We start from the raw sequence: 15241 nt of genomic DNA on the forward strand, positions 1-15241 counted from the left end.
GAAGGTGTCGCCGCCCACGCCCTCCTCCGTGAACTCCTCAATGCTGATCGACGTGGCGACGATCGCGTTCTCACACCTCGTCTCGGTCTCCTGACGGTGTTGAGGCGTTGAGGATTACGGCGACGCCTCCGACGATCCGACCCGTGTCGACCCGTCGCTGTACGAGGTCGACCCGATGGCCGTGTCCCGGTTCCGCGTCCTCGGGCAGTTCGACCTTCAGGCCGACCACGAGTGGTGAGAACGGGTCGGCGCCGAGCGGCACCGGCTCGTCGGGCAGCTCGGCCTGCCAGGCGTCGGGGAAGCGCCGCAGGACGGCATCAAGGTCGGCCGAGGCCAACACGGCGCGCGCGAGGGGCGCGACCGGCGCCGAGGGGGCAACTCCGCCACAATCGAACTGCGTCGGAGCCTCCTGCACACGGGACCGCACCGGATATTCGACGAGCGGACGGGGGGCCAGGCCCGCGCTTTTGAGCAGTTCGGCCGATCGGTGGACCACCGCGATCCGCAGCCCGGGATCGGAACGCCGTACGTGCACGAGCTGCTTCTCGCCAAGCCGGTTGGTCAGTACGACCGGGACGACAACGTATTCCCCCGGTACCACGTCGACCACGGTGAGGTTCTTCTGCGCGAGATTCCGGGCCTGCCAGACGTGGCCGCCGGCCGCGGGATCATCGAAACGGCTCAGCACCGAGGCGACCACACAGGTATGGGATCCGGGCGCTGGCACCGACGCCTCGGGCCAGCGGGCCTTGACTACGCGGGTCTCGCCCGGCGCCAGGTCGAACTCGGCCTTCACCGCCGTGGCCTCGAAGAAGTCGGTCGGAAAGACGAATTCCGTCCCCGCGTACCCGGTCGCCCGGAACGTCACCACGAAGTGCGCCGCCGCACCGGCGCCGGCCCGGTTGCGTACCCGGGCGTGGAACCAATTGTCCTGGCCGTACTCCGGATTCTGGTGGATGGTGCCACCGTCGTCCGCGGTGCGGACCCAGAGATCGGGGGAGTCCCAGAACGCGCCCGCCCAGTTGTCCGCCCCGGGATCGACGATATCGTCGCGCAGCCGCAGGGCGGGAGCCGGGATGGGGTCGGGCAGGCCGTAGACGAACCGGTGAAAGGCGTGCACCACCCGGTCGTCGCCGCTGCGCGCGACCAGATGCTCCTCCAGCCGCTCGGTCGACAGTGGTAGACCGCCCGCCTGGGACTCGTACAGGGACCGCATGTGGGCGTTGAGGGGCCCGGCACCCGTCATCGCGGCCAGTCCCCTGAAGAGCGCGCTGCCCGAGACGTACGAGGCGGTCGGAGTGTGGCGCTGCCAGGGGTCCCGCGAGCACAGGGCTACGGGCGGGGCGGTGAAGTCGAGGGGGACGGCGTCGTTCGCTCCGTCGTCGTGGAACGTGGTGAAGCCCTCGTCCCACCACCCGTCGGACTGGTCTGCGGGCTTGAGGCCGCGGGCGAACCAGCTGTGGAACGTCTCGTGCAGGAGGGCGTCGGCGGATGTGGTCGTCCCTCCTTCGTACTCCATGCCCCCGCTGCCGGTGAAGTACGCGACGTACCGGTCGTCATGCAGGTAGCCGCCATAGCCGTTCTCGTTGTCGACGAGGAGGGTGCGGATCGCGGCGATCTGAGCCGCGAGGTCGACGGCCGAGCCGGCCGGCCGCCACGCCTCGATGGTGACCGTCTTGCCAGACACCGGCAGCAGCGCGGTTCCGGTGGTCCGCTCGACCGTGTCGGACGCCCGGATCTCCAGCAATGGGGACACCGAGCTGGACCGGGCAGGGAACGCCACCGTCCAGTGACGGGCGGCGAGTTCGGTGACGGAGCCGTTGGTGATCACCGAGTGTGGGACGGCCGTGTTGTCGATCCGGATGTCCAGGTCGATGGAGTACTGGTCGAACTGCAGGTTGGCCGGCAGCCAGGCCTCAAGGTAGCGGGCGCGGTTCAAGTCGGACAGCGCGAGTGCGAAGGTCAGCCGGGGACCCGGCGCCCACTCGATTCTCGGCAGGTAGGAGCCGCCGAGCTGGCTGTCCGGGACGGCTAGGGGGTACCGCACACGCAGGGTGTGCACCGACCCCGCGCTCTGGCCCGACTCGATGACGCGCAGATCGGTGAAGGGACCGGTCCCGAAGGCATGGTGGGCCAGCTTGGCCGCGGGGAACGGCGTACCGTCCAGCCACGCCTGGGAGACCGACTGACGCAGGTCGAAGAAGGGGCTCCCGGAGGTCGGCCCCACGGTGTAGGTGAGGGTCGCGTCGGCCGAGCCCGAAGCGGACGCACCGTCGAAGACGATCGATGCCGTGATGGAGCTGATGTCGATCGGGACGGCGAGCAGTCCGTCGACCGTCTTCGGAGGTGGAGCCACTTCCCAGTTGCCGGCCATGGTCCCCTCCCGGTTCAGCCGGAGCCCGAGTCCGGATGACCGAACTCGATGTCCAGGCTGATCTTCCTCACCGTGACCTTCGTGACGTCCGCTCCGTCGACGCCGAGGCGTTCGAGCAGACCGTGCGCCGCCGCGCCGTCGGCGCGTGCGCTCAGCCCGCCGTCTTCCGCATTCGCCGTCAGGCCGGGATCGACGGTGTAGAGCATCCCGCCGATCTCCATCCCGTCGGCCAGCAGGGACACCTTGATCGTCTGGTCGCCGGCGGCCCGCAGCTCCTCGGCGGTGAACGACGCGCCCGGCACCAGCTGCAGATTCAACCTCTGCTTCTCGCCAGGGTTCAGCCGGAATCCGTTCGCCGCGTCGTTGAGGTCGAGCGCCCACCCCTTGTCTGCGAGGACGGTCGGCATGGTGACCCTGAGCTCCATGTGCGCGGGCCGGGGCAGGTTGTTGCCGGCGACGAAGACCGTGTCGGCCATCGACGAGATCAGGGCCTCCGGGCCCGCGCCGCCGGGCACGAGAGTGACGTTGCGCTGGCCGATGTTGTTGTCGTTGGGCACCAGCCGCCATTCCTCGATCGACTCCGAGCCGGTGAAGTGCACCACGTTGCTCGGGTCTCCTGCCGTGGAGGCGATCATCAGCGCGCAGTCATGGCCGTGCACGTTCTCGTTGGGCACCCACTCGAACGGACCGAACACGACCTCCGCCGCGTTGTTCGCCGTGACACTGGGCGCGGTCAGCCCCGCCGCCGGCGACATGGGCGTGAAGTCGCCCGGCCAGCTGAGCCCCGCTCCGGGCAGGCAGTGGTAGCCCTGGACGGTCACGGTCCCCGACGCCGAAGTACCGCGGTTCTTGACCTGCACGTAGAAGAAGTTCTTCGTGCCCGCGATGGCGTTCTGGTGTCCGGGCAGACCGTCGGGCGCGTTCCGGTTCCACATCGACTGATTCGCCCAGTGCACCTGCTGGAACTCGTACTCCCCGGCGCGGCCGTCGTCGATGTACACGTCGACGTCCGGCGGCTTGCCGCCGTACGATCCCTGCTTCTCGAACCCCCAGCGGATCACCTTGTTGTAGGCACCGCCGGACAGGCCCTCGGACAGCCAGTTCTCCAGGTCCGCTCCTTGCAGCTCCTCGCACCACAACTGGGCGCCGCGGCCGGGGACCCGGGTCATGGTGACGGGGTCCACGTTGTCGGGGTTGGTGCCGGGGGTGAGCTGCCCGATGGCGCGCAGGATCAGGTACGTAGCGGCTCGGGAGGCGAACAGCCGCCTTCCGAGGTCCGGGTGGTCGCCGCCGATCGCGCGGTAGATCCGGAAGTGGCAGGTGGCCAGGATCTCCTCGCTCTGGTAATTCTCGTCGTCCTCGGGGCCGCCCCATCGCCACGTGCGGTCGAAGCGACGCGAAGCCAGGGGCCGGAACGGTGCGTAGCGGAACCGCTCCGTCGTCCCCCGCAACGCGGACTCCGGGTCCATCTGCAGCGCGGCCAGGCCGTCGCCGGCGCTGTGGGCGAAGCCGAACGTGCCCGTGCCCACGTGGTCTCCGAGAGATCCGTGACCACCCATCTCGTGCCAGTGCACCCACGGGTCGACCGCGCGGCCGAGGGGCTGAGCAGTGTTGGTGAGGTCGCACAGTGAGTAGCACATGTGGCCTGTGCCGCCGATGCCGTTGGGCGCCCAGTGCGCGTTGATGGCATCCGTGCCTGTGCCGCGGTGGTCGACCGGGATGGGGAACTCCGTCCCGTCGAAGTAGGTTTCGATCGGGAAGCCCAGGTCGGCGATCCTGCGGAACAACTGGGTCTGGTGGTAATAGGCGTTGACCGCCGCGAAGTCATTGGTCCGCGGCGCGAAGTTGAAGTCCGACCCCGACGGACGGGTGGGAGGGGCCTGGTTCGGAGTTTCAACGTCCTGGACGACCACGAACGTGCCCCGCAGTTTCTGGGACCCGTTGACCGGAGAGTCGAGATGGTGGAGGACCTCGCTCGAGTCGTGGTTCTGCAGGATCGCGTCGCTGTCGTCGGCGCTGACGGTCAGATCACCGGTGCCCACATTGGGGTCGACACGGAAGACCATGCCGTTGACGAAGCAGGTCTGGCACTCGACGTAGAGGACGGAGCCGGTCTCCACCTCGGAGAGGAGGAGCCAGACCAGATTGCCGTACCCGGGAACGTCGTGCCGGACGATCATCTCGGCACACAGGTACGTGCGTCCGGGCTCGATCGACCCGTCGACCGGAGCGATGTCCGGGAACGGCGGTGTGGTGTCCTCCCTGGTCGGGGCCCCCACCTCGCCCGAGAAGCCAGGCCGGTCCTCGTCGGGGGGTGCCGGCCTGCCGGCAAAGCGAAGCTCCGGCTGGTAGCGGTAGGCGACGAACCGTCCGTTCATCAGGCCGGTCCCGGCGGTGCCGCCGTTCCGCTCTTCGGCGGCCAGCCCGGTGAGTCCGAGCGTGCGCCGGACGACGCGTGTCGCTTCCTTCACCTCGGCCGGGATCTCGGCCTCCGCGTCCGCGCGGTGCGCGACGCGGCCGAGGAATCCGGCGCCGTCCTGGAAGAGCTTGCGGTAGGAGTCGATCCGCTCCGCGCTCGGCAGCCGGCCTTCCAAGCCGGGTTCCGTGTTGTTCGTGACGCCGACGACCCGGTTCGGCCCGTGCTTCACCTTGACCGAGATCCCGCGACGGAACACCGGCACGTCGAAGTAGGTCTGTGTGAAGGCGACGGTCGTTCCGTCGAAGAGCCTCTTGTCGTCATCGAGCCGGTACTCGACGTCCCTCTCCTCGGGCGCCATGGCCGCTGCCCTCATGCGTAGGTTCCCGAGATGCGGCCGCGCCAGCCCGAGCACGTCCGCGGCTTCCCTGAGGTAGGCGCTCGCCGCCTCGACGGGATCGTTCTTCTCGCTGGCCTGGAGCTCCTGGCTGTGCCGGATGTGCGTGACGTTTGCGCCGTCCTTGGTGATGTGACCCTTGACCGAGCCGTCGTAAAAGGTGGGCATCGAAATCTTCCCGTCCAATGGGCCTGGAACCTGTCCAGGGACGTGTTCCGGAGCTGCCTTGAATAACGCGGCTGATACGCCGTCAGTGTGAGATGGGGGGACCGTCGCACGGCAACGGGAACAGCCTGCGGCGACCACGCCCCTGCTTCCGCGAGGGAAATGCGTACCACGCGTGCAGAAATTCAGGCTTCGATTTCGAGCCTACGCCGCGGCTTTCCCGGTGTCGATTCGGTAAGACACCCCGGGCTTGACCGATACCAGCTCCACCTCGCCGTTCGTGAACGCTATGACGAAGTCCCATGCCACTGAGGTTTTCTCTATGAAGATCACTTCCACCGATGATTGAGGACAAGTGCGGCGTGGGTGATGTCGCCGATGCGGCGGGGCTGAGTGTGATGTGCTTGAGTGCGCGCCAGCGTTCCTTGAGCTCGGCGGCGCGTTCTCCCAGGGCTCGTACGTGCCTGATCAGGGCGTTCGTCATCCGGATGTCGATGTGGAGGCTTGCTCGGAGCGGCCCTTCGGGCGGCGGACGGGGATGCGTATGCCGATGCCCGCCCCGATGTAGCCCTTGTCGGCCAGGGGCGGCGGGCCCTGGGCGGCCGCTTTGTAGAGGGCGGGCAGGACGTGGATCCGGGCCGCGGTGATGTCGGGCGCAGATCCGGGTTCAACCTCGGAGACCCACAGTGGGGTGCCCTCCGGGGCTGACAACTGCACGTTGCCGCCGAATGCCTTGTGCTTCTGACTGAACCACAGATCGTTGCCGTTATTGCGCTCTCCAAAGACGCGGTCCGACTCGATCAGGGTGGCGTCCAGGATCACATGCGTCATCCCCTCCTTCTGGCAGTGCGTCAGGACGTCGCGCAGGTCGGGCGCCTGGTCGGCGAGGACGTCGATGCCCTCGTGCAGGTAGCGGTAGCGGTAGCCGGTGGCCTGTGAGATCCCGGCGTTTCGCGCCAGGCAGTGCACGCAGCCACGCTCCCGGAACCAACGCAACACCAGCACGGCCTGCCGGAACGGCCCGAGCGCCCGTGAGCCCAGCGGAGTGCCGATCCGGCGACGGTGCGTGGTCAGCAACCGGGCGAGGTAATCCACGACCTGGCGGGGGACATCGAGCGTGGCAACATAGGTGACCAACGTGAAGCCTCTGGTGGTTACGGCCGATCTTGTAGTGAGACCTGTCCTATCAGGGGCTTCACGGCAGTTCCGACTCACGTGCGCCACGACGGGGGCCAACGGTGCAGGAGCTCAGTTCCGCGGTCGTGCTCGTCACGGGCGTTATGGCGTCCGGGAAGTCCACCATCGCCCAGCTGCTGGCCGAGCGGCTGCCTCGCTCCCCGGAGCGGCAACGCTGAAGAACCTCACTGGTGTACTCGCCTCCCCCTGACCCGGACACCGAACAGCGCATGCGCGCCCACCACACGCACACCGCGAAGGCCCTGGACGTCCAGGTGGAGTCGGGCGCGGAGTTCTGGGGTTGGGCCGGGCGCACCCTGGGTGCCCCGGCCCGCACCGCTACGGGCGTGCCCGCCTGGCTGCGCCTGGTTTCCGCGCCGGAGGACAAGGCGTCGGGGAGGTTGTGGGACGGCGCCCTCGATGCCCAGCACGCCTTCGGCGACCTCGACGGCCACCGGCCCGCCCTCCTGGCCGTCCACGACGCCGTCGACGACGGCATCGCCTACCGGGCGGAGCTGTCGGTCCGCGTCGATGACCCGGTCCTGTCCGAAGACCCGATCCCTCAGCACGAGGCCCAGCTGCCGGACGCCTGGTGAAACGACCTCGCCGGGACGCTGGAGAAGGTGGCGGCCGTCGACACCGGCCGCCTCGCCGTACGGCAGCAGTACATGGAGCGGGCCATCACCGAGTTCGTCGGCATCCCTGCCCCGGCCGTCTCCCGCTGGACCACAGCCCATGCGGATGTCCACTGGGCGAACCTCACCGAACCGCTGTGCCTGCTGGACTGGGAAGGATGGGGCCGCGCTCCGGAGGGGTTCGACCCCGCCACTCTCTACGCCTACTCGCTGCTCCAGGAGGACGTCGCCGCCCGCGTCCGCGCCGCCTTCCCCGTCCTGGGCAGCCCGGCCGGCGACGGGCGACAGTACATCGGGTCGGGTCGGGTCGGGGCGGATGCGGTAGTGGGGCGGGGCTGTTTGACTGCCCTGTTCCAGGCTGCTTCCCAAAAGGTCTTTCGGTGGCTGGACCACCTCGGGCTCCACCTCCGCATGGTCGGGCCGGAGGCGGAGCCGGGAGGTAGTTCGGCCAGGTGGGAGCGATGGGCGTTGACCGTCTTCTCGACGCCTGGCCGAGGTTGGCCCACAGGTGGTAGCGATCCGTGACCTGTTCGGCCTGCGGAGCCCCGACCCGAGCGCCCTCCGCGTAACCGCTGGAACCCGGCAAATGACCTTCACCTCTGAGTGATCGCGGAGCCAGACAGCCAGGTCCTCGCCTTCGCGGCCGTCGTAGAGGTGCAGCGGCCGGTGGTGGCCATGTCGATCAACACCGTGCCGTAGTGGTGGCCCTTGCGGAAGGCGAAGTCGTCGACGCCGAGGATCTCCACCTTGGCGATCTCCGGCTCGGGCAGAGCCCTGACCAGCCGCAACAGCGTGTCCTTACCCATGGTGAGGCCGACCACGGACGCCAGTCGGGCTCCTGCCCGGCCGGCCAGGGCCAGCCCGATCCGCGTCAACACCTCGCGCAGCAGCGGGGTATGCCGACTGTGCGGAATGGTCAGTCCCGAGACCTGCTCGGCGAACGTCACCGCCGTGCAGGCAGGGTTCTCGCAGCGGAAGCGGCGCACGCATGACTCGCCCGCGACACCGAGCCCGCCCACGGCGCCATCACGCAGCCTGCGTACGTACTGGCCGTGCACACGGGCCGAGCTCTGACCGCACCGACAGAAACCAGTCACCGCCCGCACCCGCGTTCTCCGCACCACCTGGTCCGGTCGCCGCTCGACCTCCTCGATCAACAACGCAGACAGGAACGTGACGCGCGCGGCGCACGGACGCCCGTACCCTCGTACGGTCGTCCGCGCGCCACGCGCGGATGGCCGCGCCATGCAGCGGGGCGGTGACGCCGCCACAGCCGGGGCACCCCAGGCGACGCAAGTCGCCGACCGTCGGCATTTGTGGCACAACCTCGGGGAGGCTGCTGAGCGGGCTGTCGCCCGCCACCGCCAGTGCCTTCGCGTCCTGGTCCCCGGTGGCAGCACAACCGGACCTCCGTCCTCGACGAGTACAAGCCCTACCCGGACGAACGCTGGGACGAGGGCTGTACCAACGGGCGTTTTCGTGCTGTGCCTCGCCGAGGACTCGCTGCCCTTGCGGGCGACGCGGTGACCGGTAGGTATCGCTAAGGCCCCCCAATGCATCCGATGCACCCGTGTATGCGCTGGTATGCGGTCCACTACCGCGACGGCCCTCCACACGTTGCTCCGAACCAGAAGCTCACACCGTCCGTGTTGTTCTGGGAAGAGTCAGGAGAGGAACGTTGTCGGACCGATCAGTCGCCGCGGCGTGCTGCCCGGCGTGGCCGCCATGACGGTTGCCGCAGCCGTTTCGCCCCCGCGCTCAGGCACGCTGCTCACGGGTGACGGTCAGCGGGCTGCCCTCCGGCGTCCGGGCCTCGATCCGCGACTTCGGGGTCCACGACCGTCCCTTCAGCGCGGACGCCGGGACCGTCCGTGCTGGTGAACCCGCGAGAGCGGCAAGGTGACGGACGTCAATGGCGCCTGGACCGCCGGCGGCGGCGCGGTCATCCAGTGGCCCTGGAGCGAACCGGTAGAGCCCGGGCGGTTCCGGCCAGGGCGACGGACTCAACCAGTGAACCGGCGACGGCGGCGACAACCAGCCGTGGAGGCTGGTGCCTTCGACCAATGGCTACTACCAGTTCGTCAACGTCCGCAACGTGGTGCGCCGACGTCAAGGACGCCTCCCCGCGGACGGTGCCAAGGTCACCCGGTGGCCCTCCACCGGCGGCTCCAACCAGGACTGGCAGATCCTCGCGCTGTGAGCCGCCGGGACGCCCAGTGAGGACGGAGCTGAGCTGTCCGGCCCAGATCGGTAGCAAAACAGGTGCCGAGTGGCCGGCACCAACGGCTATCCCCCACCCGCTGATTCACCATCACTCGCAGAAGAGGACGCCTGTATGAGAAAGCCCTGGATTTTCCCCCTGGTCACGCTTGTCGCCGCCGTGCTCGGGGTGACGGCGGCGGGTGCGGCCCCTGCCTCCGCCGCCTCCGACACCCCTTTGCGGGTCATGCCGTTGGGTGACTCGATCACCTGGGGCGTGGGCAGCAGCACCGGCAACGGCTACCGCGCGCCGTTGTGGAACAGGCTTGCGGCGGACGGACATCCGCTGGACTTCGTGGGCACGGGACGGAGCGGCCCGATGTCCGACCCCGACAACGAGGGCCACTCCGGATACAAGATCCACCAGGTCGCCGCACTCACCGACGCCTCCCTGACCCGTTACCGGCCCAACGTCGTGACGCTGCACATCGGCACCAACGATCTCAACGAGAGCTACCAGGTCGCCACCGCCACCGCCCGGCTGAGGTCGCTGGTCGACCAGGTCACCGTCGCCGCCCCCGACGCGACCGTCCTGGTGGCCTCCCTGGTCGTGTCCACCAGCGGCTCGGAGGAGCAGTACCGGGGCGCGTACAACCAGGCGATCCCGCAGATCGTGAGGGACGCACAGTCCGCAGGCAAGCGCGTCGCCTACGTGGACATGAGCGGCCTGACCACGGCCGACCTGGCCGACACCCTGCATCCCAACGACGCGGGCTACCAGAAGATGGCCGATGCCTTCCACCGCGGCGTTCAGGCCGCAGACAGCGCAGGGTGGCTGAGGAACCCCGCCCCCGCACCCGCACGGGTGCAGTCCGGCATCGCCGGCAAGTGCATGGACGTCAACGGCGCCGGCACCGCCGACGGGACCGCCGTCCAGACGTGGAACTGCGGCGACAGCGCCAACCAGTACTGGTCCGCCTACACCGACGGCACCCTGCGCTCCATGGGTAAATGCCTCGACGCCGCCGGCGGGAGCACCGCCAACGGCACCAAGGTGCAGATCTGGGCATGCCACGGCGGTGCCAACCAGGTCTGGCAGCCCCACAACGGCGGCTACCGCAACCCCGCCTCCGGCCGCTGCCTCGACGTTCCGGGCGCCTCCGCGACCAACGGCACACAGCTGGTGCTGTGGGACTGCAACGGCGGCTCCAACCAGAAGTGGACCACCCTCGCCACCGGATGACCCCCACTCCCGGGGTCTGAACCCCTTCCGGGCTCTCCTCGCGTGAGGCCGACCCAGGGCCGGCCACCCGAACAGAGAACGGCCCGCCGCACCAGGAACACTGGTCCGGCGGGCCGCTTCGCGGTTCTCAGCTCTGCTGCAGGGGAGCCAGGAGGAACACCGCGCGTCACCACCCGGCGGCCGTTGCCCCAGAGCACCCGGCCTCGTCGCCGTCAGCACGACGGTGACGCCGAACGGGGAGGGGGCCAGCTTGAGCGGGACGAAGGAGAAGTCCGCTGCGGCCCGGATCGGCGGCACCAGCTCCCCGCCCGGCTGCGGCGCGGTCCGGCCCCAGTCGGGGGGCGACCGCCGCCCGGCCTTCGGGACCGCGGGACAAGAGCTGCTCACTGTAGGGGAACTGGTGCACGACGTGCCCGTCGCGCGTGGCGAGCACCATGTTCAGGCACGGTGCCGGGCCGACGACCGGCAGCTCGCAGGCAGTGGCGACGTCGTGGGTCTCCCAGACCAGCACCACCTCGTCCGCGCCTGGCGGCCGCGGTGATGTTCGCGAGTTCCGCGATCCCGGTGAGCGCGTCCTGACCGACCTTGAAGGGGCGGGCCCAGGTCGTTCCGACCAGTTCGCCGCGCACCAGCGGCATGATGAGCGGGCGCGGGACCGCGCCCTCGCCCAGCCCTGACGAGTACGCGCTCTTCGCCACGCCGACCAGTGCGTCCCACTTCCGTGCTTCCACGAAAAGCCACTGCGTCTGCCGTTTCCCGATCACTGCACCCTGCCACGGGAATTGAGGCTGTGTCAGCACTACGACCCAGGCGCGCGCCTCCCACGCAGAACTTCTCTCACTGAGCCGGCGGCGCCCATGCCCGCTCCCTTGCGGCATTGACTGACGAACGGTGTGGGCCGAGCACCGGTGACCTCCCCGAGGCTGGTCAGGGGCGCTCATCTGCGAGACTGCCGCCATGGCAGACGACGACGCAGGGGCCATGAAGATGGCCGCCCTCTTCGATCCCGAACCGGAAAGGTGGGGTCTGCGTGGCGACCCCCACCTCTGGCGGGCCCTTCGTGACCACCTGTCTGATGTTGACGTCCCGGCATCGGTCGACGAAGCGGTCCGCCGCCTGGGCACGGCATTCAGCGCGCTCGTGGGTCTGGACCTCGACAGGGATGTGCGGTCGTCCGTGTACCGGGAGGACTACGCCCACGGAGGCATGTCCAGCGGAATGATCTGTCTCGACACTTGGCGAGCGCGCTTGATGCCGTTGCTCGCTGAGCGCGCGAGAACCCTGTTGGAGGCTTGATCACATCAGCTGTATCGGGATCGTCGAGGACGCGGTCACCGGTCGTGAAGGAGCCGCGGCTCTGCTGTTCTACGACTTCACGCAGTTCGGCGACGATCTGCTCGTAGCAGGTCTGGCTGACCGACCCGATCGTGCTGGGCATGGCGATCACCACCCCTGCATGCCGGGGGCGGCTGACGCCGACGGTGACACCGGCATGTGAAGTGGCGCCAGTCTGAACCCTCTGATTCCGGCTAAACAAGCCTTACCGCGAGGTAGTTGACGAGCAATCACAGAAGGCGGCCCGAGGCGTTCGCGTAGACGTCGCTGTGACGCCTACGCGAACGCCGACCGTCTCCTGCGCCAGGCCCTCGTACGACACCGCGGCGAGCAGTACAAGGCGTCCGAGCGGCGGTCGATCACGAACATCCCCCGGGCTCCGCACTCCGGGTAATCCGCCTCGCCGGCACCGCCCCGGACAGCTGCCAGGCGCCTACGCAGGCGCTGTTCTCGCCGCCACTGCCGGGAACGACAAGCCGGCAAACAGAAAACTGCCCCGGGCCGGGCTCCGGCCTCAGCCGTTCCCCGCAGCCCCGGCAGACCCTCTCCCTGACCCGCCCGGCGCCTTCGGACACCACGCCAGCGTAAGCCCGAAATCACTCGGCACGTGGGGATCAGAAACACGCATTGAACTCGGTTGCCTGATCGGGGTGCCAGTCGGGCGCGAGGACGGTGGCGTAGCGGCTGCGGTGGTCGGTGTGGACGAGGGCCAGGATGTCCGGGAGCGCGGTGAGGGGGTCGGTGTCCTCGAACGTGACGCGGACAAGTTCGTGGAAGATGGCGGTGCCTTCCCAGGCCGCGCGGTCCCCGTGGGTGAGGGCGGCGATGCGGCGGGCCGCGTCCATGGTGGCTTCTTGGCCGGCGGCCGCGAAGTGGACTGCGGAGGTCGACGCCCGCATCAAGGAGCCGTTTCCCGCTGCTCGTTGGTTGACCTGGAAATGGATCGCGGCGGCGAGGTCCCAGGGCATGCCGTTGGTCAGGACGTCTTCGGTCTGCAGGCCGATGTCCTTCGCTTCTGATGCTGCCCACCGCTGGAAGCGGGCGAAGATGTCCGGCAGATCCAGTCCGCCCCGCTCCAGCAGCGACTCCGCGACCAGGACGGCCATCTGCGTGTCGTCAGTGGCCTCGCCGGGGTTCCAGCCACCGCCTCCGCACATCTCGCCACCGGCACCAGGCGCGGGGAACCGCGCGGAGAACGCTCCCGGGAGACCGAACTCGAAGGGGCCGCCCAGGGCGTCGCCCACCGCTGAGCCGATGACCACGCCGGCGGCCCGCTGAATCCGCTTCATTCGCGCAGATTATCCGTGCCGCGCCGACGGCCGCGCGGCCCTGATTCCTTCCTCGGCTCTCCGAACCATCGGCGGCGAACGCGTCTCGTCCACGGAGGTGCGCCGCCTGAGACTCCTTGGGTCTGAGACACCCGTACAGGTCATGTAACGCCATCGGGTCCGGTGTCCGGCGGCAACTGCGCGAGGGCCGCCGCCCGGATCTCCGGGAACGAGGCCGTCATCTCCGTTCCCTGCCTCGAGCGCAGCTCCACCCGCCCGCCCGCGTGCACGGCGAGCTGGGCGCGGAAGCCGTCCCACTTCGGTTCCGCGGCGCACCCGGCGGGCAGAGCGGGGTTGTCCACGGCCACGGTCAGCATCGGCTCGGCCAAGGACCACGTCATGCGCAGATGCCTTCCGCGTGAGCCGTGCATCTTCACGCCGACCTGTGCCCCGGCCGTTGTAGTGCCCAGGACGAGAATCAGCGGATGGCCCTCGATTCGACGGTGGAAGGCGAATCCGAGATCCTCGCCGCCGCGTTACACGCGTACCTGTCCGAGACCCGCTTCTCCTTCACCGGCCTGACCGGCAAGGAGGCAACGCAGTGCCTCACCCGCGCGGTCGTGCAGTGGGCGGGGGCGTCGGGCTGGCGGAGCAGAGCGGAGGCGTCGATGCGCTACATCGACGCCTCCGCGCATGATGGACGGAGGCCGCATGGGTGGAAGCGCTCAGGGTCGGAATCCTCCACGGTGCGCCGGGGCCGTCACGAGCACGCCGCAGCCCCCGGCCGACCGGTGCGGGCGGCCGCCACGACGACGCAGAGCCGTGTGGTGCATGTGAGCACCATGGCCGTTGCGGGCCTCCACGGTGTAGCGGCGGGCGTCGAAACCTCCGTCCCGGACATGCGCCCGCGAGTGCCTCCGTTCGCGCCACCGCTGGCACCAGGGCGACGCGGTCGGTACCTCCGGCAGGTCCTCGAACGGCAGGGTCTCCTGTACCGGGGACCCCATGGTGCCTCCATGTCCCCGCGCCCCTGCGGGCCGCTCGCGAAGAGGGTGAGCTTTTCCTCCGGGTCGGCTGCAGGCCGGTGTGCGGGGATGGCGTGCTGGGTGGCATGGGGCTTCTCGGCTTTGTCCGTGTCGGTGGTCTCTTCGACGTCCGCCGGGTGACGGCAGGGGCAGAGCCACCGGCAGGGCCGCTGGCCCGGTCCGTACCGGATGACGGCGACGACGAACCCTTGCGGGGGCCGTCGGCGCTGACGCACCGGTCGGGGACGGCCGCTGCGCTCATCCGGCCGGTGCGGGAGTGGGGTTGCCGTAGTAGGCGTCGGGGCCGTGTTTGCGGGTGTAGTGGCGGTTGAGGAGGTGCGGGGGCGGCGGGGCGGTCGGAGACAGGGCCAGGGTGTGGAGGGCGATGTCGGCGACGGCCTCGCAGATGATGGCGTGTTCGAGGGACTTGCGGGCGGTGGCGCCCCAGGTGAACGGGCCGTGGCCCGCGACCATGGCCGCAGGTACCTCCACGGCCTTCTGGTCGTCCTCCTTGAGCATGTCCACGATCACGCGGCCGGTGTTGTACTCGTAGTCCTTCGCGCACTGCTCGGCGGTGAGGTCGGGGGTGCAGGGGATGGGGCCGTTGAAGGTGTCGGCGTGGGTGGTCCCCAGCACCGGTATCTCCAGGCGGGCCTGGGCGAAGGCGACGGCGTGGGTGGAGTGGGTGTGGGTGACGCCGCCGATGGAGGGGAAAGCCAGGTAGAGGCAGCGGTGGGTCTCGGTGTCGGTGGAGGGGCGCAGGTCTCCGTCGACCACCTCGCCGTCGGAGAGGCGGACGGTCACCAGGTGGTCGAGGGCGAGATCGTCGTAGGGCACGCCGGAGGGCTTGATGACGAAGACGCCTGCCTCACGGTCGACGCCGCTCACATTGCCCCAGGTCAGCGTCGCCAGGCCGACCTGAGGGATGGCCAGGTTCGCGTTCAGCACCTCTTGGCGCAGGCCGTCGCGGACTCGTACGGTCATCGGTCGTCGTCTCCTTGGATACGG

The 15241-nt window shown here is 69.2% G+C and carries 11 protein-coding genes and 4 pseudogenes; 7 read left to right on the forward strand and 8 right to left on the reverse strand.

What is annotated here, in order from left to right; genetic code table 11:
• Window positions 1-70: 70 nt before the first annotated feature.
• The 3 genes and pseudogenes from ACZ6BB_RS37655 to ACZ6BB_RS37665 form a co-directional block, all read right to left on the reverse strand.
• Window positions 71-2374: a hypothetical protein gene (locus ACZ6BB_RS37655; RefSeq protein ID WP_471619620.1), complete on the reverse strand. Its 2304-nt coding sequence runs from the start codon at window positions 2372-2374 to the stop codon at window positions 71-73.
• Window positions 2375-2388: 14 nt separating this feature from the next.
• Window positions 2389-5355 carry a hypothetical protein gene (locus tag ACZ6BB_RS37660; protein ID WP_471619621.1) on the reverse strand — a complete coding sequence of 989 codons (2967 nt, stop codon included), beginning with the start codon at window positions 5353-5355 and terminating at the stop codon, window positions 2389-2391.
• A gap of 326 nt (window positions 5356-5681) precedes the next feature.
• Window positions 5682-6489: pseudogene (locus tag ACZ6BB_RS37665) on the reverse strand (transposase family protein).
• Window positions 6490-6590: 101 nt separating this feature from the next.
• Here ACZ6BB_RS37665 and ACZ6BB_RS37670 point away from each other — a divergent pair.
• The 3 genes and pseudogenes from ACZ6BB_RS37670 to ACZ6BB_RS37680 form a co-directional block, all read left to right on the forward strand.
• A pseudogene (locus tag ACZ6BB_RS37670) lies at window positions 6591-6689 on the forward strand (adenylyl-sulfate kinase); the annotation flags it as partial.
• A gap of 69 nt (window positions 6690-6758) precedes the next feature.
• The gene (locus ACZ6BB_RS37675) at window positions 6759-7124 is read left to right on the forward strand and encodes a hypothetical protein (protein ID WP_471619622.1); all 366 of its coding nucleotides are present in this window, start codon (window positions 6759-6761) and stop codon (window positions 7122-7124) included.
• A 27-nt stretch (window positions 7125-7151) separates the two neighbouring features.
• On the forward strand, window positions 7152-7688 hold the full coding sequence (locus ACZ6BB_RS37680) for a hypothetical protein (RefSeq protein ID WP_471619623.1): 537 nt from the start codon (window positions 7152-7154) through the stop codon (window positions 7686-7688).
• A 68-nt stretch (window positions 7689-7756) separates the two neighbouring features.
• Here the strand turns inward: ACZ6BB_RS37680 and ACZ6BB_RS37685 are convergent, their stop codons facing one another.
• Entirely contained in the window at window positions 7757-8221 is a 465-nt protein-coding gene (locus ACZ6BB_RS37685; RefSeq protein ID WP_471619624.1) for a hypothetical protein, read from the reverse strand.
• A gap of 983 nt (window positions 8222-9204) precedes the next feature.
• On the opposite strand from ACZ6BB_RS37685, the pseudogene ACZ6BB_RS37690 reads away from it, so the two are divergent.
• The 4 genes and pseudogenes from ACZ6BB_RS37690 to ACZ6BB_RS37705 all read left to right on the forward strand — a co-directional run.
• Window positions 9205-9363: pseudogene (locus ACZ6BB_RS37690) on the forward strand (RICIN domain-containing protein); the annotation flags it as partial.
• A gap of 135 nt (window positions 9364-9498) precedes the next feature.
• The gene (locus tag ACZ6BB_RS37695; protein WP_471619625.1) at window positions 9499-10605 is read left to right on the forward strand and encodes a ricin-type beta-trefoil lectin domain protein; all 1107 of its coding nucleotides are present in this window, start codon (window positions 9499-9501) and stop codon (window positions 10603-10605) included.
• A 250-nt stretch (window positions 10606-10855) separates the two neighbouring features.
• Window positions 10856-11146, forward strand: a complete 291-nt coding sequence (locus ACZ6BB_RS37700) for a hypothetical protein (RefSeq protein WP_471619626.1) — start codon at window positions 10856-10858, stop codon at window positions 11144-11146.
• 416 nt (window positions 11147-11562) lie between these two features.
• Window positions 11563-11901: a hypothetical protein gene (locus tag ACZ6BB_RS37705; RefSeq protein WP_471619627.1), complete on the forward strand. Its 339-nt coding sequence runs from the start codon at window positions 11563-11565 to the stop codon at window positions 11899-11901.
• A 665-nt stretch (window positions 11902-12566) separates the two neighbouring features.
• On the opposite strand, the pseudogene ACZ6BB_RS37710 reads toward ACZ6BB_RS37705, so the two are convergent.
• From ACZ6BB_RS37710 to araD, 4 genes and pseudogenes are all read right to left on the reverse strand, one after another.
• Window positions 12567-13229, reverse strand: a pseudogene (locus ACZ6BB_RS37710) (ADP-ribosylglycohydrolase family protein); the annotation flags it as partial.
• A 140-nt stretch (window positions 13230-13369) separates the two neighbouring features.
• Window positions 13370-13609 carry an ATP-dependent DNA ligase gene (locus tag ACZ6BB_RS37715; RefSeq protein WP_471619628.1) on the reverse strand — a complete coding sequence of 80 codons (240 nt, stop codon included), beginning with the start codon at window positions 13607-13609 and terminating at the stop codon, window positions 13370-13372.
• A 359-nt stretch (window positions 13610-13968) separates the two neighbouring features.
• Complete coding sequence (locus ACZ6BB_RS37720; RefSeq protein WP_471619629.1) at window positions 13969-14469, reverse strand: DUF6248 family natural product biosynthesis protein; 501 nt, start codon at window positions 14467-14469, stop codon at window positions 13969-13971.
• A gap of 22 nt (window positions 14470-14491) precedes the next feature.
• Window positions 14492-15217 carry an L-ribulose-5-phosphate 4-epimerase AraD gene (gene araD, locus ACZ6BB_RS37725; protein WP_471619630.1) on the reverse strand — a complete coding sequence of 242 codons (726 nt, stop codon included), beginning with the start codon at window positions 15215-15217 and terminating at the stop codon, window positions 14492-14494.
• Between the last annotated feature and the right edge of the window lie 24 nt (window positions 15218-15241).

The sequence above is a fragment of the Streptomyces sp. NPDC041108 genome, assembly GCF_055592645.1.